We start from the raw sequence: 19,990 nt of genomic DNA, 5'->3' as shown, positions 1-19,990 counted from the left end.
TCTTCAGCAGAAAGTAGGAGAAGTGAAAACAGCAATCACCGGCGGAGCCGGCTTCATCGGGAGCCATCTCGTGGAGCACCTCCTCGCGGCCGGCGACAAAGTCACGGTGTTGGATGACCTCTCTACCGGCCGCCTGGAAAACCTCAGGACCGTGATCGGCCACCGGGATTTTCATTTCGTCGAGGGCAGCATCCTCGACCGCGCCGCGGTAGACCGGGTGGTGGCCGGCGCTGACCGGGTCTTCCACCTGGCTGCCGCCGTAGGCGTAAACCTGATCGTGGAGCACCCTCTGGAGAGCCTGCGGACAAATATCCACGGCACCGAGGTGGTGCTGGATGCCGTGCTGGAATCCGGAGCGTCGCTGCTGCTGGCCTCCACTAGTGAGATTTACGGCAAGAACACTTCGGACAGCCTATCGGAGGAGTCGGACCGGATCCTCGGCTCGGCACTCAAGTCCCGGTGGACGTATGCGGCTGCCAAAGGAATCGACGAGGCGTTCGCACACGCTTACTGGCGGCAGTTTGGGCTTCCGGTGGCGATCGTGCGGTTGTTCAACACCGTGGGTCCGAGGCAAACGGGCCGGTACGGAATGGTGGTGCCGCGCCTGGTCAAGCAGGCGATGGCCGGCGAGCCGCTGACCGTTTACGGCGACGGCAACCAGACACGGTGCTTCTCCTACGTGGGCGATATCGTCCCGGCCATCACCAGGATCTCTGAGGAGAAATCCGCCTACGGCAATGCCTACAACCTGGGCGGCAGCTACGAGATTTCGATCCTTACGCTCGCGCAGAGGATCGTCGAACTGCTGGGCAGCGAAAGCCCCATCACGCTGGTGCCCTATGAGCAGGCATACGCCGAGGGTTACGAGGACATGCGCCGCCGGGTACCCAATAACAGCAAAGCAAAGGAACTGGTGGGCTTTGATCCCAAGACCACGCTCGACCAGATCATCCAGAACGTGGCGGCCGACCACCGCCCGGTGAAAGCGCCCGATCCGCTCGGGTGGAAAGTCACGATGGCGGCCAACTAGCCCACCGTGAGGTGCCGCGCCGGACGGGGGGCGGCAACCGTCAAAAGTTATGAGCACCTTCGACGAAAGAGTTGAGTTCCATGACGCTACTGCAACGCTACACTGCGGTCTCAGAGCCCCGGCACAGGGCAGAACGGCCGCCCGGCCGGCGGAAGGCACGCTGGCTGGCCGCTTCCACAACGGTGGCCCTGGCTGCCTCCCTGATGGGTCTCACCGCCCCTGCCGCCAACGCGGTCGGTGAGACTGTGGTGACGCTGACGTTCGACGACGCCAACGTCGACCAGGTGGTAGCAGCGGACAAGCTCAGTTCCCTGGGCATGCACGGAACATTTTACCTGCCATCCGGCTACATGAACCAGACGAACTACATGACCACAGCCCAGGCCTTGGCCCTGCAGGCCGCCGGACACGAGATCGGCGGCCACACCGTGACCCACGCCGATCTCGCCGCCGTCGGGCCCGACGAACTGGCACGGCAGGTCTGCAATGACCGGGCCACGCTGATGGGTTACGGTCTCGACATCCAGAGCTTCGCCTATCCCTTTGCCTCGGCAAACGCGGCTGCCGAGGCCGCCGTTGCCACGTGCGGCTACAACAGCGCCCGCGGGCTGGGCGATGTCCGGAGCAAGGTTGCGGGTTCCGAGACCTTCCCGTTTGCCGAGACGCTGCCACCGGGCAACCTCTATTTCACCGGTGCTCCTGACCAGCTGGACAACACCTGGACCCTCGCTGATATCGAGTCCCTGGTCACCCAGGCGCAGGCCAACGGCGGCGGCTGGGTCCAGCTGACCTTCCACCACATCGGCACCGGCATTGTCATCGGCTCAAACGTTGCGGATCCGCTGACTGTCACTACGGATACGTTCAACCAGTTCGCCGACTGGCTGGCAGGGCTCAAGAACTCCAACGCGGTCCAGGTCAAAACCGTCAAGGAAGTTATTGGCGGCACCACCAAGGCTGCCCCGGCCGTCGTTCCGCCACCGGCCCCGCAGACCGCCGGTAACCTGATCAAGAACCCGAGCCTTGAGACTCCGGGCCTTGCCGGGTCCCTCCTCCCACGGTGCTGGCAGGCCGGAGGTTATGGCAACAACACCCGGACCTTCACCACGGTGACGCCGGGCCACGCCGGAACGGCAACAGCATCGGAGCAGATGGTGGTCACGGGCTACAGCGACGGTGACGGCAAGCTGTTGCCCACCCTGGACACGGGCGAGTGTGCGCCGAGCGCCATTCCGGGGCACACCTACCTTGCCAAAGCCTGGTACAAGTCAACCGGCGGGAACACGCAGTTCAATCTGCACTACCGGACGGCCTCCGGCACGTGGACGTATTGGACGGACAGTATTCTGTACCTGCCCACGAATAATGTTTGGACGCAGCTAACGTATACGACGCCGCCGGTTCCGGCCGGTGCAACGGCCATCAGCCTCGGCCTGAATCTGATCAGCAACGGAACCTTGGTCACGGATGACTATGAGCTGTACGACACCGCAGGCGTCAAGACGTTCACGGACATTCCTTCGACGTTCCTCTTCTACAACGAGATCAGTTGGATGGCGAACAACCTGATCACCACCGGATATGCCGACGGCACCTTCAAGCCTGGCCTCACGTTGGACCGCGGCATGATGGCGGCCTTCCTGTACCGGTTTGCCGGGAGCCCTGCTGTACCGGCCGGACCGCAAAAGTTCCCGGACGTTCCCACCACCCATGATTTCTACAAGGAAATCCAGTGGCTGGCGTCCCAGGGCATCACGCAGGGTTTCGCGGACGGTGGCTATCACCCCTACGAGCAGGTCAACCGTGATCAAATGGCGGCGTTTATGTACCGCATGAAGGGCAGCCCGGCGGTGAGCGCAACGGCCCCTGTCTTCCCCGACGTGCCCGCCGGTAGTGGCTTCTACAACGAAGTGCGCTGGCTGGCCGATATGGGAATCACCTTCGGCTTCGCGGATGGCACCTTCAAGCCGGGGGCATCCATCAACCGCGACCAGGTGGCTGCGTTCATCTACCGCTACAACCTGAACTTCCCCAAGGGCATGTAGGGCCGCCCGGCAGGTAGGTTCCCAGAAATGGCACGGGCGGCCGTGCATCCGGAGGAAGTCATCGGATGCGCGGCCGCCCTCGCCGCTGTCCAGTCCACAACACTGCAGTTCATTGATTCGGGGGATCAGAAATGAAAGATCGGGGCTCCGTGCGCAACCGCCGCCGGGGCGGAACGGTGGCAACAGTCATCCTTCTGGCCGTGGTTGCCACGGCCTGCACGCCGTCGGAGCCGCAGCCGCGACCACAGGGCAAATACCCCTGGCACACGGATATTGTGGCCACCACCTTTTGGGTGGGGGAGGTCTTCAACCCCAATGCCGAGGATGGCAGCCAGGTCTTCTCCACCTACGACTCGCAGTGGATGGCGAGCTACGGCGGCTGTGATGGCAAGGTTACGTCCACCGCCTGTGAGACCGAGGTACGATCGGGTTCAAACGGATACGCGCCCAGCAGCTTCAGGCCCAGGGAGAACCCCTTCTACCTGGACCTTCCCTATGACGATGTCAACAACCCGGCAGCCTTCCGCGAGCGCGCCGACGTCATTCCCTGGGCCAACGACGAAGGGTACAAAGGCCAGGCCACCAACCGCTCCTTCAGCTACATGAAGAACCGCTGGGTCAAGATCCGCAAGGACGGCAAGGAGTGCTACGGCCAGATTCAGGATGCCGGCCCGGGGCAGTACCAGGACAAGGAGTACGTCTTCGGCTCGAACGACGCGCGGCCGGTCAACCGGGAGTTCAACGGCGCAGGCATGGACGTGTCGCCGGCCCTCAACGGCTGCCTGGGCTTCAGCGACCTGGACGGCGAAGCGGACAGGGTCGACTGGCAATTCGTGGATGTACAGGACGTTCCGCCGGGTCCCTGGCTGGACGTGGTCACCACCAGCCAGGTGAAGTAGCGGCACAGGCTTAGCCCATCCTGCCAGGGAGCCCGGATCCCAGGAGATCGGCGAAGCGCGTCGCGCCCTGGTCCACGCCGCTGCAGGTGAAGGATGCGTCCTGCCCCTGATCATTGGAAGGGCAGGGAGCGTCGCGGTTGAGCGACCACATCGACAGGCGCTGGACCCCCAGTCCCATCGCATAGTCTTTTAGGCCCCGTGCCGCGTCCAATTCGAAGATCTCCCCGGGCAGGTCATTGCGCCCGATCATGGGGGTGAGACCGATCCTTTTCCAGACCTGTTCCCGGCTAAGGTTGACGCCCGCGCGCTGGTAGACGATGCCCAACTGGTCGTGGGTGGCGTCTGCCGCTGCTGTGGCGGCCTCCAGCATCCCCTGGGAACTGCTGCGGCTGGCGCCGTAATTCATGGTCATGATGTTGACCCCGGACAGCTGGACGCCTGCATGAAGCATCTGCTCCACGGCGGCTATGCCGGCGTCGGTAAGTCCACGCGGGGAAGCCGGCAGCGTCAGCCAGACGGCGAGCCTTTGTCCGGACGCATTGCGGTCCCCTTGCAGGGAGGCCACCGCCTTGGCGCGGCGCTCGCCGGAGGCCTGGTCAAGGAGGTCGGCGCCTTCCAGGTCGAAGTCGATGAACGAAGGCTCGTAGCGTTCAACAACGTCCCGGTAGGCAGTGCGGAGCTTAGCCTCGTCCTGGCACGCGGTGGCCAGTTCACGGTTCAGGGAACCGCCAAACGACACCGAGACTGACCCTCCCCGGGACCGAAGCACGGAAATCCGTTTGTCCAGGCGCAGGGCCGTACCTGCTTCTTCGAGGCCGTAGCCGGCGCCCCAGCTGGCCACGCAGGAGTCCTGGGGAGACGCTACAAGGAACGCCAGTACCACATCCGTGCTGGCCGGCCCGGAGGCCTCTTCAAAAGCGTAGGGAGGCGACACTGTGACGTCCACATACCCGGCGAACCACGTCGGCTGTGCGGCGCCTGTGGCCAAGCCGGACCGCCAGGTCCAAAAAAAGATGACGCAAGCCAGGATGGTGGTCACGGCAACAGCAGCCATCAGGGGCGTTGACGGCGGGCGAAGCTGCGGCCGCAGCCGCAGCTTCCGGCGGGAGCGCGAGCTGCCGGAACCTGGCGTCGGGGCGGGCTCCGCCTCCGCCCTGACGGCCGGATCCGAGCCGCGGTTAAGTGCTGTCATATTGATCCCACGCCCCCCTCTGGTGTGCTTAGACACCATTTCACCACGGCCTGCCTACCGACGCTGTCTGAGCGCCAGCCAACACGGGTGTTGTCAGGTGTACATCGAGTATCAATTCAGGTAGCGGACGAGTGGCACCGGGCCTGCCCGGCACCTGCCGGACGGAAAGACGGGTAGGCACCACTCGTGCCGCCGAACACTGTCCTTAATAGGCTTTGGATGTCGGATAGATACGGAGTTCCGGGGGAGAATCGGGTCTCAAAATGGGAATGGACGCACAATTGCGGGCGAAAGCCCGCAACCATGCCCCTGGACGGCAGTTCGTGGTCAAGGCGGCAGGATCGCCCCGGCCATCGGTGCTGGCTATGTCTTTCTCTCCCACTCTTGCCGACACCGCTGCCGTAAGGCAGCCAGCCCTGGCGCACAGGCCCGGGGCCCATGATCGGGGGTCGGTGGCGAACAAGCCTTTGAGACCAAGGCTTCCCCCCAGTCGTCACCGACCCCTTCGGGGTGTCAATCGATGAATCACTGCGGCCTGGGGGGATCCTCTTGCGGCCGGGCAACACGGATGTAAGAGGGGATATCTGTCATGAGGCAACGGCTGGAACCATTGGGGGATCAGGGCGATCCGCTCCGGTCCGGGTTGACGAGGCAGCGAAAGCGGACAACACTCTGGGCAGTCTCGTCGCTGGCGGCGCTTGCCCTCTTCACGGGGTCCGCCGCCCTGGCACCGAACAACGGCACGGCGCCGGGCGGCAATGCACCGGGGCCACTGAAGAATTTTTCGGCACCAGTGGACAGCAGCCTTGCGCTGACCACGGTCACGCTGACTTTCGACGGCGGGAGGGCCAGCCAGTTGGCCGCCGCCCAGGTCCTGAAAAGCAACGGATTGCGGGCGACGTTCTTCGTCAACTCAGGCTTCCTGGGGGCAAAGGATTACATGACCGTGGAGGATCTCCATGCCTTGGCTGCCGACGGAAATGAGATCGGCGGCCACACCGCAACGCTTGCCGACCTGACGGCGCTGGATCCTGACGAGGCCAAGCGGCAGGTCTGCAATGACCGTACGAACCTGACCGAGTGGGGTTTTAAAGTGACCTCGTTCGCCTATCCTTTTGCCGCAAAGTCACCGGAGGCCGAAGCAACCGTGGCCGGCTGCGGCTACAACAGTGCGCGCAGCCAGGGTGATGTCCGTAGCCGCCTGGGCTGCGCGGATTGCGCCGTGTCCGAAACGGTGCGGCCGGCCGACGTCTTCAGTACCAGGTCGACGCCGGAAGTCGGTTCCGCCTGGACCATCAATGATCTGCAGCAGTCAGTCATGCAAGCGGAAACGGCGGGAGGCTGGCTGCAGCTGAGCTTTTTCGACATAGATGACAGCGGCAGCCCGCGGTCCGTCAGCCCGGCGCTGTTCAGCGACTTCGTTTCCTGGCTGGCTACCCGCACCGACGAGGGCACCACCGCCATCCGCACCGTCCACGACGTCATCGGAGGAGGGGCAAAGCCGGCCGTGGCCGGGCCCGCTGCTCCGCCGGCACCGCCGGGCGTCAACGCGCTGCGGAACCCCGGGCTGGAGACAGCAGGGAAATACGGACTCCCGGAGTGCTGGCAGGTGTCCTCCTATGGCGAGAATTCACACGTCCTGAGTACATTGACCCCCGGCCGCAGCGGGGGCATCGCACGCCGTCTGGATGTCACCGGCTACGTATCCGGCGACGCGAAACTGCTGCCTGTCCTTGACCTGGGGGCGTGCGCGCCGAGCGCCGTTCCCGGCCACAGCTACACCCTGCGGGCGTGGTACACGTCCACGGCATCCACGCAGTTCGAGTTGTATTACCGCAACAAGGTTGGCACCTGGACCTATTGGACAGCCAGCCCATGGTTTCCTGCCAGCTCTGCCTACCGGCAGGCTGAGTGGACCGCACCACCGGTGCCGGCAGACGCCGTCGGCATCAGCTTTGGACTGAATCTGTTCAGCGACGGGGAGCTGGCTACAGATGACTACGAGATGTTAGACACGGGGGCGCCGGTCGCCCCGTAATGCCCCGCCCGTTGCCAGCGCAGAGGCTTCCACGGGCTCGAAAAAAAGAATCGAGTCGATTGCCATGAGGTTTGAAACTTCCGGGCGAATAGTAGGCCGGACTGACGTGGATGCCGGGCGCTACAGATTGCGAAAATGGGCGCGAACGGCCGTGACGGCCATGGGCATCGTGGCCCTGGCCGTCTCGGGCCTGACCGCGCTGGCGTTCCCGGCCCAGGCGGCGGCGCCCACGGTGGTTTCGCTGACGTTCGACGACGGCAACGCGGACCAGCTGACGGCTGCCCAGATCATGAACAACTACGGTATCGACGGGACGTTTTACATCACCTCAGGCGTCATCAACAGCCCCAACTACCTGACGGTGGCCAACCTCCAGGGCCTGGCGGCGAACGGCCATGAAATCGGCGGCCACACCGTGACCCACCCGGACCTCGTCACGCTGCCGTCGGACGAAGCCACCCGGCAGGTGTGCAATGACAGGGTCAACCTCACAAACTGGGGCTTTGCCGTCACGAGCTTTGCCTACCCGTTTGCGTCCTCAAACGCCGCAGTCGAAGGCATCGTGAGAAACTGCGGGTACAACAGCGCGCGCGGCCTTGGCGACATCCGGACCAGGTTCAGCTGTGCCGGTTGCCCGTTGGCCGAAAGCATACCTCCAGGCAACGCCTACAACACCGCAGCCCCGGACCAGGTCGACAACACATGGACGCTGGCCGATCTCCAGCGCTCCGTCACCCAGGCCGAGTCCGTCGGCGGCTGGATCCAGCTCACGTTCCACCACATCGCGGCCTCCAGCGCGGACCCCCTCAACGTCACTCCCACGGTCTTCCAGCAGTTCGCGGCGTGGCTCAAAGCCAGGCCCGCCACCACCACGGTGAAGACCGTGAACCAGGTCATCGGGGGAACCTTAAAACCTGCCGTGTCAGGTCCGGCCGTTCCGCCGCAGCCCACGAGCGGCAACCTGGTAAAGAATCCGAGCCTTGAGACCATGGTTAACGGAGTGCCCCAGTGCTGGCAGGCCGGCGGCTACGGCACCAATTCGCCCACGTTCACCACGGTGAGCCCGGGGCGGACAGGGTCAAGGGCAGAACGCCTGGTGGTGACAGGCTACGTCAACGGCGACGCGAAGTGGCTGCCGTCCCTGGACCTCGGCGGATGCTCGCCGACAGCAACGTCCGGGCACACGTATACGCTGGGCGCCTGGTACAAGTCCACTGCCAACACCCAGTTCGCCCTCTACTACCGGACCGGTGTTGGATCCTGGGTCTACTGGACCTCGAGCCCGTGGTTCGGGCCAGCCACAACCTTCCAGAAAGCGAGCTGGACGACACCGGCGCTGCCCGCCGGAGCCAGCGGCATCAGCTTCGGGCTGAACCTCTTCAGCAACGGGACACTCATCACGGACGACTACGAAATGATCGACGTTGCATCGTCAACACCGACAGCGCCGCCGCCGGCGCCGGCCGGTACGAACCTGGTGCAGAACGCCAGCCTTGAAACGGCGGGCGCCGGTTTGACGCCACAGTGCTGGCAAACTGCCGGGTACGGTTCGAACACCGCGTCCTTCAGCACGGTCGCCACGGCCAGGACCGGGACCAAGGCAGAACGCCTCGTGATGAGCAACTACGTGAACGGTGACGCGAAACTCCTGCCGACCCTCGACTCCGGATCGTGCGCGCCGGCCGCCGTCGCCGGCCGGACCTATTCGCTCCGCGCCTGGTATACGTCAACGGCGGTGACGCAGTTCGCCGTGTACTACCGGAACTCGGCCGGAACATGGGTCTACTGGACGTCCAGCCCGTGGTTCGCTGCCGCAGGCTCCTATACCCAGGCGAGCTTTACCACCCCCGCATTGCCCTCCGGCGCAACCGCAATCAGCTTCGGGCTGAGCCTTTTCAGGAATGGCACCCTGACTACGGATGACTACGCCATGTACGACACGATTGGAGCGCCGTCGCTGTGATAGCCGTCTACGTTGTCCTTGTCCTCGGTATCAGCACGGTCTTCTGGTCGTTTGTTGGCTTGCTTCGCCTGGCCAATGAGCAGTACATCCGCCGGGTGGCGCTGGGACCGCCGCTGAGCGGACGCGCGCTCAGGATCCTCCAACGGTGGCCGCTGGCCAACAGGATTGGCTCCGGCGCCCATGGCGCCCACACGCTGCCGGCGCCCCGTGCACACAGAGGGCAGGTCCAGCGTGAGCATGGCCGTCACCGTGCAAGGGACCCAAGGATCCTGCCGGGGAATGTTGCGGTACTGATTGCCGCCCACAACGAAGCCCTGGTCATCAGGGAGACCATCCGGGCTGCCGCGGTGCTGGTGCCGCTCCGGAACATCCACGTGATCTCGGACATGTCCACGGACGACACGGCAGCCATTGCCCGCGCAGCCGGCGTCAAGGTTCTGGAACTCGAACCGAACAGGGGGAAAGCCGGCGCGCTCGCCGCCGGGATTGCCTACTTCGAGCTGTGCCGGAAGTTCAAGGTAGTGATGCTGCTTGACGCGGATACCCGGCCCACGCCGGACTATCTGGAGACCGGCCTGCCCCTCTTCCTTGATCCCTCCGTGGTTGCCGTTGCCGGCCGGGCCAAGTCCATCATGACGCCGCCGGCCCCGACCGTGCTTGGCCGTTTCCTGGTGGCCTACCGGGAGCGGCTCTACATCGTGGTGCAGCTGCTGCTCAAGTACGGCCAGGCGGCCAGGGGAGCAAACGTCGTGTCGATCGTGCCCGGCTTCGCCAGCATGTACCGGACAAACGCACTCGCGAAAATCAAGGTGCTTGCACCCGGGCTGGTCATCGAGGACTTCAACATGACGTTTGAGATCCACGCCAAGAAGCTGGGCCGAATCGCTTTCCACCCCTCAGCTGCTGTGGCCTATACGCAGGATCCGGACAACCTGCAGGACTACACCAGGCAGGTCCGGCGCTGGATCCTCGGCTTCTGGCAGACGGTGCGCCGGCACCGGCTGCAGGCCGGAAAATTCTGGTTCGTGCTGGTGTTCTACATCGTCGAACTCGTCATTAGCTGCATCTTCTTTGTATTGCTGATTCCGGTCTTCCTGCTGTCGCTCGTGGCCTCCATGCAGGTACAGGCGTTCGGCGAGAACGGCGAATCCTTCCTGTACTTATCCGGACTCATGCGTCCGCAGGACGTCATCCTGGGGGTTTTCCTCCCGGATTTCCTGCTGACTGTCATCGCGGCACTGGCACTCCGCCGGCCGGGCATCCTGCTGATGGCGCCGTTCTTTCCGTTCATGCGTATCCTCGACTCGGTCATCTGCCTGATGGTGCTGCCGCGGGCGTTTTCCGCGGCCTCATCCGGGGTATGGGTCAGCCCGGTGAGACGGGTCCAGGGGGAGGCACTCGAGCTGGAGGAAGCCACGGCGGGCGCGGGAATCACCCGCTAGCGCCGTCACCGGATTCCGGGCGCGGAAACGAAAAGCGCCCCTCCCGCAGGACACAGTGGTCCAGCGGGAGGGGCGCCTCGGCGTTCAGCGCGGTGTTGCGGTTACCCGCTCACTCCGGAGGTGGTTTCCACGTTCAGCCACGGACCGGCCGGGACAGCGGCGCGGTCAACAAACCGCCACGAGACGTGATCGCCGCTACCGTCCAGCTCGGCAAAGCCGAGGCAGCCGTTCAGGGCCGGAGAAACATCCATTCCTGCGCCTTGACTGCCGTCGGCGGAGAAGTCGGTGTTGGCCGGGCGCGCATCGGCTGCGCCGAAGACGTAGTTGGCATCATGGTATTCGGAACCGCTGGAGGGACCGGCATCTTCGATCTGTCCGTAGCAAACGTTGCCGTTGGGCCCGGTCATCTGCACCCAGTGGTTCTTCATGTAGGAGTAGCTACCGTCCGCACAGTGGTCCACACCGGTGGCCGCATTGTCCGCGGCAGCCCACGGGATGACCTGGCAGCGCTGCTGGAACGCGACGCTGTCATTAATGTCGTCGTAGGGCAGGTCGATGTAGAACGGGTTCTCCAGCGGCGCGGGCTGGTTCTTGGGGAAGTACCCGTTGGAGGCGTCGCGTGCTTCCGTGGCGCAGGCGAATGAGCTACCGGAACCGGAGCTCACGCCGTCGCAACCGCCGTAAATGCTGCCGGGGCAGCCGGAGGCCGAATCGGGCGTGGTGCCGGCGTTGATCCCGGTGTGCTGGAAGGCCCACTGGCCGTTGTACGTCGAGCAGACCTGGGAACCGTCGGCAAGGTTCGCGTTGAAGATTTCGCCCACCCAGAAAGTGGTGCTCACGACATTCGTGTGCAGCGGGTATTTGCTGGCGGCCGGTGCGGCCGCGGGTTCGGCGGCTGCCACTGCCACAGTGGCAGGAGCTGCTTCCGGGGCGGGAACCGCAGCGGGTGCAGGTTCCTTGACGGGGGCCGCAGCCGGGGCCGAACTAGGTGACGGTGAGGCCTTCGGTGTTGCCGGCGCTGCCTCTGCGCTGGCCGATGAAGGACTAGTGGAGGCCGACGGGCTGGGCGCCGATTGGGCGGCGCAGCCGGCGGTCAATACTCCGACAAGGAGGATCAACACAGCCATGATGGGGGTGGTCATGTGTTTCATTTTTATTGGGATACATATCTGTTGGGGACATTAACAGGGCTGGCAGGTGCCGCTAAAGGGGCACGCCAAGTACGGGTCATGACCGCCAGATTGGCGCAGCCGTGGCCGCGCCTAAGAATCATTTGCTGGTGTGAAAACCAGCTGTGCCGCTTACTCCCCAGAAGCAGCCAGCAGGACCGTCAGAGACCCAGAGACCGTTAACACCCGCCCTACTTTACACGGATGCCTGTGAGTAGCCTGAACTGGCCTGCGGGAGGCGGTCCGGGATATTCGAGTAGTCACTACTCGCGCCAGCGCAAACAGTAGCTAGGTAGCGTAGGACTTGCTAATGCCGGCAGGTGGGTTGGGGGCGGTCCGGAACTTCACGCTCCGCGGCAAAGGAATCGACGCACCATGGACGTTTGGGCAGGAAACCCATCTTTCCCCCGGGTCATTCGGGAGGCCGAACTGCGGGCGGCAATCGGCGCTCTCTCCGGTTCCGGGAGTTCAGGAGTCATCGTTACCGGGGCTGCCGGCTCGGGCCGGACCAGGTTCCTTGGGGCCGCCGCCGAGGCGCTCTCCGGACAGCTGACCGTTGTTGCCCACAACATCCCCGAATCCTGCCGCCGGATGAAGTTCGGCATCGGCAGTGTGTTGGCGCCGGGCTTGCCGGCAGGGGCCAAGGTGTCGCCGCTGACCATTGCCGGGGCCTGCCGCGATGCACTGCGGAGCCAGGATCCCGGGGCAACCGGCATCCTGATGGTCCTGGACAACGTGGACCACCTGGACGGCACCTCACTGTGGGTCCTGAACCAGCTTCTCTCGGAACCGGACATCAAGATGCTGGCAAGCCACCGTTCAGACCGGCAACTCCAGATGGAACTGATGGAATCGGTGGTGTCCCGGCAGCTGTCCGTCGTGACCTTGGAGGAACTGACGCTGGAGCAGCTCCGGACCTTCCTGGAGCACCGCTTGCCGGCCCGGCCCGGCCGCGGCCTGGTGCGCGACATCCACGCCGCCTCCGGCGCCAACGCGTTAACGGCCAGCTGGCTGGTCGAGGAAGCCTTGGCGGGCGGGCAGATTGTGGAGCATGACGGCAGCTGCGCCATGGTCCGTCCGCTGGGACCCGGGGAGGCACGTCAGTTTGACCTGGCCCGGCGGCGGATTGAGGCTCTTCCGCCGGTCCAGCGCCAGGTGGTCGAATTCCTGGCGGCTGCCGATCCGGCTCCGCTGTCCGTCCTTGCCCGGGTGGTGCCGGCGGAGGCCCTGACCGCATTGGAACAGCGCCATATGATCCGCCTTCAGATCAGGAGCGACGGCGGAGCGGACGTCACCCTCAACCACGAGGTTGAGGCCAGCGCGGCCCGGCATTTTCCCGGTAAGACGAAGCCGCTGGAGATGCGGGACACAGCGTCCGCACATTCCGGCCGCCCGGGTGAGGAACCGCTGTGGGATCTCCTGCGCCGGGTGGAGGCAGCGCTGGATGCCGGGTGGACGGTTCCGGACCTGGATCTCCTGGCTGTGGCCACCACCGCGAACAACCTTTATGACAGTGAGCGGGCGCTGCAGGCGGCCGAAGCCGTTAGGGCGCCCGAGCTCCAGCTGATGGCACAGACGGAGGCCGCCCGGGCCCTGTTCCATTCCCGCAAGTACGGCAGGAGCGCGGAGTTGCTGAGAAGCCTCGTGGAAACGACGCCGGCCGTGCTCAGCATAGAGTTCGCCCGCGCGGTGTCACTGCTCCTGCAGGCGTTGATGCCGATGAATCCCGGCCGCGATGCGCTCAACTCCGTGCTGGACGGGGCAAGGCGGCGCCTGAGCCTTGCGGCCGCCGCGTCGGTTGGTGATTCGGCCGCCGATACCTACCAGAACGCCGTCCAGGATGAGCTGGACGTCCTGCAGCTGTTCCTGGAGTCACGGGAGGGGAACTGGCCAAGTCCGGGCGGGGAACTGTTCCGCCGCCTCTGTCCCGACGGTTTCTGCGAAACCGGGCACGCAGGCCATGACGATGCACCGGGAACCCACGCCGGAATCCTGCTGCTGGCGCTGGCCTCCCAGGGACTGTCCGTGCGGGGAAAGTCCGCTGACGCCGTCGCGCTTTCCGCCCGGGCGCTCAACGCGGTCGAGCGCCTGCCGCGGTGCAGCGTTGATTTCCACTCCACGGTGCTCACCATCCACGCTTCCAACCTGACGAGGCTGGGGCAGGCTCCCGGCGCCGGGGCTGCGGACGAACGTGCCGGCACCAAATGGATGAGCTACCCGGGAGGGCCGCTGCAACTTTTCCGGGCCATGATGTTTTGCCGGAGCGCAGCCGCCAGCCGTGCAGCCGTACGCGCGCAGGGGGCGGGCGGCGGAATATCCGGTGACCCGGATGACCTGCTGGCCCTCACGCTTGGCGCGCAGGCCACCGCCGAGTGGCTGGCCTGGGATCTGGCGCAGGCGCCCGGCGCCGCGGCTTCGCCGGCGGGCGACCGGTCCGCCCAAAGCGACGTCGCGGCCAAGCTCGCTGAAACCTACGCGTCCGTGGCACGGCCGGCCGTTACCGGCGCCGCAGGCCCGCCCCCGAGGACGCTCCGGAAACCGGCCAAGGCGCCGGGCGGCGGTGGCCGGGGCCGCCGGGCTCTTGAACTCCTCAATCTCGGCGTAACGGCACGGCCTGAGAAGCAGGGAAGTGAACAAGCCGCCGACGGGGCTGCCGAATGGCGGTGGTCGAGTGACGGGAACAGCGGGCCGGTCTCCGGCGAGACACTGCCCGGCCAATCCGTGCCCGGCGCAACGCGGTCCGGCGGATCCGCGAAGAACCGGCTGGCCGTAGCCGATCCGGCCAAGCTTTCACAGCGGGAGCGCGAAGTGGCGGTGCTTGTTGTCTCGGGCTTGGGCAGCGCACGGGTCGCGGCGGAACTCGGGATAGCCGTGAACACGGTAAACGCGCACCTGCAGAGGATCTACGGCAAGCTTGGGGTTTCCCGCCGCCAGGAGCTCGCAGAACTGTGGAAAAGCCTGGACGCGGCAGGGCAGTGATGCCGGGCCCGGAATCCGTGCCGGTCAATAGTGGGACAATTGAGGAGTAGCACCGCGGACCCAAGCGGTGTGCCTCGCCGTTGCAGTGAGCTGTCGGCAGGTCTTGCCTATCAAGGAGCTCCAGTTTGGTCATGGTATCCACTCCCGCTACCGCAGACACCCGCGTCGCGCTAAGTGAAGTCGAGGTCCTGCGCATCCGCAACGACTTCCCGGTCCTGGATCAGGAAATCAATGGCAGGCCCCTCGTTTACCTGGATTCCGGCGCCACCTCACAGAACCCCCGCAGCGTGCTCGAAGCCGAGCAGGAGTTCTACGAACTGAGGAATGCCGCGGTACACCGTGGAGCGCACCATCTGGCCGTCCAGGCCACCGACGCGTTCGAGGATGCCCGGGCCACAGTGGCCGGTTTTGTGGGCGCCGCGGAGGACGAGCTTGTCTGGACTGCCAACGCCACTGCCGGGCTCAATCTCCTCGCGTACGCCTTCTCCAATGCCAGCATCGGCACCGTTGGCGCCGACGCCCGCCGTTTCGCCCTCGGCCCGGGGGACGAGGTGGTGGTGACGGAAATGGAACACCACGCCAACCTGATTCCGTGGCAGGAACTCTGCCGGCGCACCGGAGCCACGCTGAAGTTCATTCCCATCGACGACGACGGCGGGTTGCGGCTTGACGAGGCGTCCCGGCTTGTTACCGGACGCACCAGGATCCTTGCCTTCACGCATGCGTCGAATGTCCTCGGAACCATCAACCCGGTAGCCGAGCTGGTACGGCTGGCCCGGGAAGTCGGCGCCCTGGTGGTGCTGGACGCCTGCCAGTCCGCGCCGCACCTGCCCTTGGACTTCAAGGCCCTGGACGTCGATTTCGCCGTTTTCTCCGGCCACAAGATGCTTGCCCCCACGGGCATCGGCGGCGTCTACGGCAGGCGGGAACTGCTGAACGCAATGCCTCCGTTCCTCACCGGAGGCTCCATGATCACGACTGTGACGATGGAAAAGGCGGAGTACCTCCCTGCGCCGCAGCGGTTCGAGGCCGGAACGCAGCCCATCTCGCAGGCGGTGGCGCTCGCCGCCGCTGCGAACTACCTGCGCGAAACCGGCATGGAACGTATCGCGGGATGGGAAGCCTCGCTGGGCCAGCGGCTGGTCCGCGGGCTGAGCGCCATCGACGGAGTCCGTGTCGTGGGGCCGGGTCCAGGCGTGGAACGGCTCGGCCTGGCGGCCTTTGACGTCGCCGGCGTGCACGCGCACGACGTCGGACAGTACTTGGACAGCATGGGCATCGCCGTCCGCGTGGGGCACCACTGCGCGCAGCCGCTCCACCGCCGGCTGGGCCTGACCGCCACCACCCGGGCGAGCACGTACCTGTACAACACCACCGACGAAGTGGACCTCCTGCTCGAAGCCGTGGCCCAGGTCCGGCCCTACTTCGGTGCCGGAAGCGCGGGGGAGTCCAAATGAGCGCGTTGGATGCGATGTACCAGCAACTGATCCTGGAGCATGCAAAAACCCGCAGCGGGTCAGACCTGACGGCTGACGAAGCCGCGGCCATGCCTGAGCAGGCGGGGGTGGGGCAATGCCATCAGCTCAATCCGGTCTGCGGCGATGAAATAACGCTGCGCCTTGAGCTGGAGGCAGCCGGAGCGCAGCTGACGGTGAAAGGCATCCACTGGCACGGAGACGGCTGTGCCATCTCGATGGCCTCGGCCTCAATACTCAGCGAATTGTCCGAAGGCGCGTCGCCGGAGGAGCTGGACGAAATGATCGGCCACTTCAGGGAGCTCATGCGCTCACGCGGCCGGCTGGAGCCGGACGAGGAAATCCTGGGTGATGCGGCGGCCCTGGCGGGCGTGGCGAAATATCCGGCCAGGGTCAAGTGCGCCATGCTGGCGTGGGTGGCTGCCGAGGACGCCCTGCGGCAGGCCGTATCCACGAGCCGCTAGGTCTTCCCGGCCTCCGGATGCTCGTCATCGGCAAGCGTGGAGTGGTGCTGGACGTAGTCCTCGATGGCATGCTCGGGGACCCGGTAGGACCGGCCGAACCGGACCGCCGGCAGATCGTGCGCCTTGACGAGCCGGTACACGGTCATCCGGGAAAGGCGCATGACTTCTGCGACCTCGGAAACTGTGAGGAAACGGGTATTGGAAAAACCTTCAGCGGCCACTGTGCTCAGCTCTCCTGGGACGTAGTTCAATCCTGAGGACGTACTTGGATCCTGAGATAAACGTCGCTGAGCCGATCGCCGATCTTACCGCTACTTTATGGCATGGTGAGCTTCATGTGAAGAGCGCGCGGCAATGGGGAAAAAGACAAGTAGTGACTACTCTAGTGGCGTCCGGGGCTTCCCCGTAGCTTCTAAATATGGCTGATATCCAGGACGACGCTGAATGGCGGCAGACGCAGCACAGGATTCGCAGGGCGGAAATTGTGTGCGTTATAGCGCTGGTGGTACTTACGGTACTGACCATCGTTGCCGGCTACTCCGACTTTGTCCGGTAGCGCCGCGGGGCGGGAAATCAGGCAGGCAAACAAAACTCCGGCAGGTGGGGACCAACCGGAGTTTTGAGTGTGCAGTGGAAATTTGAAGATTAGTGGGGAAATACAAGAATTACCCACGCGATAAGCCCCAATAACGTAAGGCCGAAATATAACGACCAATTTCTGCGGTCGTTTTTACGGTGGCTGCCGTGCCAAACCCGTTCCATATCGTTCGCATCCATAACACAAAATCTATGGCTTATTACGATCGGATAACAGCGTGTTGTCCACCTCATTTATGCCCCCGCCTACTCCATTTTCCGCGCGGAGTACTCGAGTGCCCGGTCGGCCAGGCGGTCGCGAAGTCCGCCTGGCCGGTGAGCAGGCTAGGCGACCAGTCCGGCGATGCCGATAGCCGCCGTGGCGGCACCGAGCAGCATGGAGACCGATACCAGGACCATGTGCACGGTCAGGAACTTTGTGGCCTTGCCTGCTGCGTCGCGGGCCCGCGGATCCTTCATCACACGGCGGAGGAACTGGGGCCAGACCACCAGGGACCAGATGCCGGCAATGATCAGGATCCAGGCAAGTGCTACCGGGAGCTGCACGGGATTAGTGGCTTTCCAGCCAGGCCTGCGCCTGCTGCGACTGGATGTTCAGTGCCTTGCCCACCATGGGCTCGGCAGCGTCGGCGATCTTGCCGCCGAGGAACGGGACCGAGGACGTAACGCTGCCTTCGAGCTCAACGCGGGTGCTGCCGCCCTCGGCGACGAGCCGCTGCACAGCGCTCACGTCCAGCGGTGCACCGGAAATCTTCAGGCTGATGTTGCTCTGCCGGGAGCCGTCCGCGGCGGGGGCTTCCCAGGTCTCAAGCTGGGTCACGGTGAGGCTGTCGCCCACGAACTTCCGGGCAATCTCCGGCAGCCGGGTGGTGGGCAGGGTGCGCACCGAAGTGGTGCTGAAAGCGCCGGCGACATCGCCGTCGACCTTGAACGATTCAAGGGTTCCGCCAACCAGTTCACTGGTGTGGCGCTGGAAATCTTCGTTGGCGAATACCGCCGCTACGCGATCGACGCTGTGCGGCAGGGTGGTGGAAGCACTCAGTGCCATTGTTCCTCCATAGGTTGGGGGTATGGGCCATGGTTTTTGCCTCACACATCCTACGTTGCGCGCCCCGCGTCCTCCGATTCGGCCGCCTCCAGCTTTTGCGCCGCGGCCGTGATGTTGTGCGACATCGCCGGAAAGATGACGCTGTGGAACGGGAGCACGGCGAGCCAGTACAGCCGGCCGCTGAGGCCCTTCGGGAAGAAGATGGCGCGCTGGCGGTACCGGCTGCCGGTGCCGTCAGGTTCCACCGACAGCTCCAGCCAGGCACGGCCCGGCGCGCGCATCTCGGCCCGCAGCCTCAGCAGCCGGCCGCGGTCGATCCGCTCGGCACGCCACCAGTCCACCACCTCGCCCTCGGCAAGCAGGTGCGGGTGCCGGCGGCCGCGCAGCAGACCGGCCCCGCCGGTCAGTTTGTCCAGCCATCCACGGACCCGCCATGCCAGCGGCAGGGAGTACCAGCCGTTGCGGCCACCGATGCCCTCGATGATGGTCCAGACATACTTGGGGTCCACCGGGCTGGCATAGCTCCGTTCGTCGACGAACACGCGGTGCCCGGCCCAGTCCGGGTCGCTCGGCAGCGGGTCGGCGTCCGCGCCGGCGCTGGCCCAGGTGGTTTCCACCTGGGCGTCGCGTTCCTTGCCGAGGGCGAGCGCGACGGCGCGCCGGTACGGGGTCAGGCCGCCTTCCGGCAACGGGATGTACTTGTCGATATCGTGCTCCCTTGACACCGCGTCGTGTTGGAGCGACTGGACCAGCGGCAGGGACATGGACAGCGGGATGGGCGTGGTCAGGGCCACCCACATGCCAGCGAGTTTGGGTGCGGGGATGGGCAGCGCCAGCACCACGCGGCGAGGCAGTCCCGCCTCGGCGGCGTACTCCTTCATCATCCCCGCGTAGGAGAGCACCTGGCGGCATCCGATGTCGAAGGTGCGGTTGATGGGCCCTTCCAGGGATGCCGCGGCGACGAGGTAGTGCAGCACGTCCCGGACGGCGATGGCCTCAATCCGGTTCCGCACCCAGCTGGGCGCCGGCATGAGGGGAAGCGTCTCGGAGAGATGCCGGATCATTTCGAAGGACGCCGACCCTGACCCGATCACGACGCCTGCCTGGAACACGACCGCATCCACCGGACCCGTGAGGAAGACCTTGCCGACAGCTTCCCGGGACCGCATGTGAGTTGAGAGTTCGGCGCCTTCCGGGTGCAGGCCGCCGAGATAGACGATTCGCGCTACGCCCGCGTCAGCTGCGGCCTGTGCGGCGATCCCGGCCATGGTCTTCTCCTTGGCCTCGAACCCGGCGCCTGCCGCCATCGAGTGGACCAGATAGTAGAGCACGTCGACGCCGTCCAGCGCTGCGCGGAGCACGTCGCCGTCGTCGAGGCTGCCGGGAATGACTTCAACCTGCTCCAGCCACGGCACGCCGGCGATCTTGGCCGGAGTCCGCACGACGACTTTCACCGTGTGCCCGGCCTCGAGGAGCCGGGGAACCAGCCGGCCGCCGATATAGCCGGTGGCACCGGTGACAAGCACTGTTTTGGGGGTGCCGTTCATTGGATCTCCTCGGAACGTACCTGGAAAGCATCGATGGAAAGCCAGCTTAGCAATCCAAGCCCGTCGGGCACGTGCTCACGGCTCCGCGGTCGCGGTAGGCTG

16 protein-coding genes are annotated in these 19,990 nt (G+C 65.1%); 10 read left to right on the top strand and 6 right to left on the bottom strand.

Annotated elements, in window-relative coordinates; genetic code table 11:
• Positions 1 to 22 precede the first annotated feature (22 nt).
• The 3 genes from AC1DRE_RS11755 (at position 23) to AC1DRE_RS11745 (ending at position 3,974) form a co-directional block, all read left to right on the top strand.
• Positions 23 to 1,030: a dTDP-glucose 4,6-dehydratase gene (locus tag AC1DRE_RS11755; protein WP_476984807.1), complete on the top strand. Its 1,008-nt coding sequence runs from the start codon at positions 23 to 25 to the stop codon at positions 1,028 to 1,030.
• 80 nt (positions 1,031 to 1,110) lie between these two features.
• A complete protein-coding gene (locus AC1DRE_RS11750; protein ID WP_476984806.1) occupies positions 1,111 to 3,075 on the top strand; it encodes an S-layer homology domain-containing protein in 1,965 nt (654 codons plus the stop codon).
• Between the two features lie 131 nt (positions 3,076 to 3,206).
• Entirely contained in the window at positions 3,207 to 3,974 is a 768-nt protein-coding gene (locus AC1DRE_RS11745) for a hypothetical protein (protein WP_476984805.1), read from the top strand.
• Between the two features lie 10 nt (positions 3,975 to 3,984).
• Here AC1DRE_RS11745 and AC1DRE_RS11740 read toward each other — a convergent pair whose 3' ends face one another.
• A complete protein-coding gene (locus AC1DRE_RS11740) occupies positions 3,985 to 5,166 on the bottom strand; it encodes a chitinase (RefSeq protein ID WP_476984804.1) in 1,182 nt (393 codons plus the stop codon).
• A 589-nt stretch (positions 5,167 to 5,755) separates the two neighbouring features.
• Here AC1DRE_RS11740 and AC1DRE_RS11735 point away from each other — a divergent pair.
• The 3 genes from AC1DRE_RS11735 (at position 5,756) to AC1DRE_RS11725 (ending at position 10,609) form a co-directional block, all read left to right on the top strand.
• A complete protein-coding gene (locus AC1DRE_RS11735; protein ID WP_476984803.1) occupies positions 5,756 to 7,204 on the top strand; it encodes a polysaccharide deacetylase family protein in 1,449 nt (482 codons plus the stop codon).
• Positions 7,205 to 7,268: 64 nt separating this feature from the next.
• The gene (locus AC1DRE_RS11730) at positions 7,269 to 9,167 is read left to right on the top strand and encodes a polysaccharide deacetylase family protein (RefSeq protein ID WP_476984802.1); all 1,899 of its coding nucleotides are present in this window, start codon (positions 7,269 to 7,271) and stop codon (positions 9,165 to 9,167) included.
• A complete protein-coding gene (locus tag AC1DRE_RS11725; RefSeq protein WP_476984801.1) occupies positions 9,164 to 10,609 on the top strand; it encodes a glycosyltransferase family 2 protein in 1,446 nt (481 codons plus the stop codon). Before AC1DRE_RS11730 ends, AC1DRE_RS11725 begins: the two co-directional genes overlap by 4 nt.
• Before the next feature lie 101 nt (positions 10,610 to 10,710).
• Here the strand turns inward: AC1DRE_RS11725 and AC1DRE_RS11720 are convergent, their stop codons facing one another.
• Positions 10,711 to 11,751 carry a hypothetical protein gene (locus tag AC1DRE_RS11720; protein WP_476984800.1) on the bottom strand — a complete coding sequence of 347 codons (1,041 nt, stop codon included), beginning with the start codon at positions 11,749 to 11,751 and terminating at the stop codon, positions 10,711 to 10,713.
• A gap of 402 nt (positions 11,752 to 12,153) precedes the next feature.
• Here AC1DRE_RS11720 and AC1DRE_RS11715 point away from each other — a divergent pair, with 402 nt between their 5' ends.
• The 3 genes from AC1DRE_RS11715 to sufU all read left to right on the top strand — a co-directional run bounded on the left by AC1DRE_RS11715 (position 12,154) and on the right by sufU (position 16,696).
• Positions 12,154 to 14,757: a helix-turn-helix transcriptional regulator gene (locus AC1DRE_RS11715; RefSeq protein WP_476984799.1), complete on the top strand. Its 2,604-nt coding sequence runs from the start codon at positions 12,154 to 12,156 to the stop codon at positions 14,755 to 14,757.
• 125 nt (positions 14,758 to 14,882) lie between these two features.
• On the top strand, positions 14,883 to 16,214 hold the full coding sequence (locus AC1DRE_RS11710) for a SufS family cysteine desulfurase (protein WP_476984798.1): 1,332 nt from the start codon (positions 14,883 to 14,885) through the stop codon (positions 16,212 to 16,214).
• Complete coding sequence (gene sufU / locus AC1DRE_RS11705; protein WP_476984797.1) at positions 16,211 to 16,696, top strand: Fe-S cluster assembly sulfur transfer protein SufU; 486 nt, start codon at positions 16,211 to 16,213, stop codon at positions 16,694 to 16,696. The genes AC1DRE_RS11710 and sufU overlap by 4 nt, the downstream gene beginning before the upstream one ends.
• Here sufU and AC1DRE_RS11700 read toward each other — a convergent pair.
• Positions 16,693 to 16,917 carry a helix-turn-helix domain-containing protein gene (locus AC1DRE_RS11700; protein ID WP_011691098.1) on the bottom strand — a complete coding sequence of 75 codons (225 nt, stop codon included), beginning with the start codon at positions 16,915 to 16,917 and terminating at the stop codon, positions 16,693 to 16,695. The two genes, sufU and AC1DRE_RS11700, sit on opposite strands and share 4 nt — an antisense overlap.
• Positions 16,918 to 17,114: 197 nt before the next feature.
• On the opposite strand from AC1DRE_RS11700, the gene AC1DRE_RS11695 reads away from it, so the two are divergent.
• Complete coding sequence (locus AC1DRE_RS11695) at positions 17,115 to 17,252, top strand: hypothetical protein (protein WP_214952588.1); 138 nt, start codon at positions 17,115 to 17,117, stop codon at positions 17,250 to 17,252.
• A gap of 365 nt (positions 17,253 to 17,617) precedes the next feature.
• On the opposite strand, the gene AC1DRE_RS11690 is transcribed toward AC1DRE_RS11695, so the two are convergent.
• From AC1DRE_RS11690 to AC1DRE_RS11680, 3 genes are read right to left on the bottom strand one after another with little or no spacing between them, the layout of a single operon-like run.
• Positions 17,618 to 17,839 (bottom strand): SCO4848 family membrane protein, encoded by a 222-nt coding sequence (locus AC1DRE_RS11690; RefSeq protein WP_476984796.1) that lies wholly within the window; start codon positions 17,837 to 17,839, stop codon positions 17,618 to 17,620.
• 4 nt (positions 17,840 to 17,843) lie between these two features.
• The gene (locus AC1DRE_RS11685; protein ID WP_476984795.1) at positions 17,844 to 18,341 is read right to left on the bottom strand and encodes a DUF2505 domain-containing protein; all 498 of its coding nucleotides are present in this window, start codon (positions 18,339 to 18,341) and stop codon (positions 17,844 to 17,846) included.
• 50 nt (positions 18,342 to 18,391) lie between these two features.
• Positions 18,392 to 19,888: an SDR family oxidoreductase gene (locus AC1DRE_RS11680; RefSeq protein ID WP_476984794.1), complete on the bottom strand. Its 1,497-nt coding sequence runs from the start codon at positions 19,886 to 19,888 to the stop codon at positions 18,392 to 18,394.
• Positions 19,889 to 19,990 lie beyond the last annotated feature (102 nt).

The organism is Arthrobacter sp. P4_H3 (assembly GCF_056400885.1).
The sequence above is the reverse complement of the archived record's forward strand: the minus strand, read 5'-3'. Positions and strand labels throughout refer to the sequence as shown.

What these genes read in the sequence shown, in the direction of transcription:
- AC1DRE_RS11715 (WP_476984799.1), top strand. Translation starts at nt 12,154, where the DNA reads ATGGACGTTTGGGCAGGAAACCCATCTTTCCCCCGGGTCATTCGGGAG.
- AC1DRE_RS11730 (WP_476984802.1), top strand. Translation starts at nt 7,269, where the DNA reads ATGAGGTTTGAAACTTCCGGGCGAATAGTAGGCCGGACTGACGTGGAT.
- AC1DRE_RS11685 (WP_476984795.1), bottom strand. Translation starts at nt 18,341, where the DNA reads ATGGCACTGAGTGCTTCCACCACCCTGCCGCACAGCGTCGATCGCGTA.
- sufU (WP_476984797.1), top strand. Translation starts at nt 16,211, where the DNA reads ATGAGCGCGTTGGATGCGATGTACCAGCAACTGATCCTGGAGCATGCA.
- AC1DRE_RS11750 (WP_476984806.1), top strand. Translation starts at nt 1,111, where the DNA reads ATGACGCTACTGCAACGCTACACTGCGGTCTCAGAGCCCCGGCACAGG.
- AC1DRE_RS11695 (WP_214952588.1), top strand. Translation starts at nt 17,115, where the DNA reads ATGGCTGATATCCAGGACGACGCTGAATGGCGGCAGACGCAGCACAGG.
- AC1DRE_RS11720 (WP_476984800.1), bottom strand. Translation starts at nt 11,751, where the DNA reads ATGACCACCCCCATCATGGCTGTGTTGATCCTCCTTGTCGGAGTATTG.
- AC1DRE_RS11745 (WP_476984805.1), top strand. Translation starts at nt 3,207, where the DNA reads ATGAAAGATCGGGGCTCCGTGCGCAACCGCCGCCGGGGCGGAACGGTG.
- AC1DRE_RS11735 (WP_476984803.1), top strand. Translation starts at nt 5,756, where the DNA reads ATGAGGCAACGGCTGGAACCATTGGGGGATCAGGGCGATCCGCTCCGG.
- AC1DRE_RS11740 (WP_476984804.1), bottom strand. Translation starts at nt 5,166, where the DNA reads ATGACAGCACTTAACCGCGGCTCGGATCCGGCCGTCAGGGCGGAGGCG.
- AC1DRE_RS11680 (WP_476984794.1), bottom strand. Translation starts at nt 19,888, where the DNA reads ATGAACGGCACCCCCAAAACAGTGCTTGTCACCGGTGCCACCGGCTAT.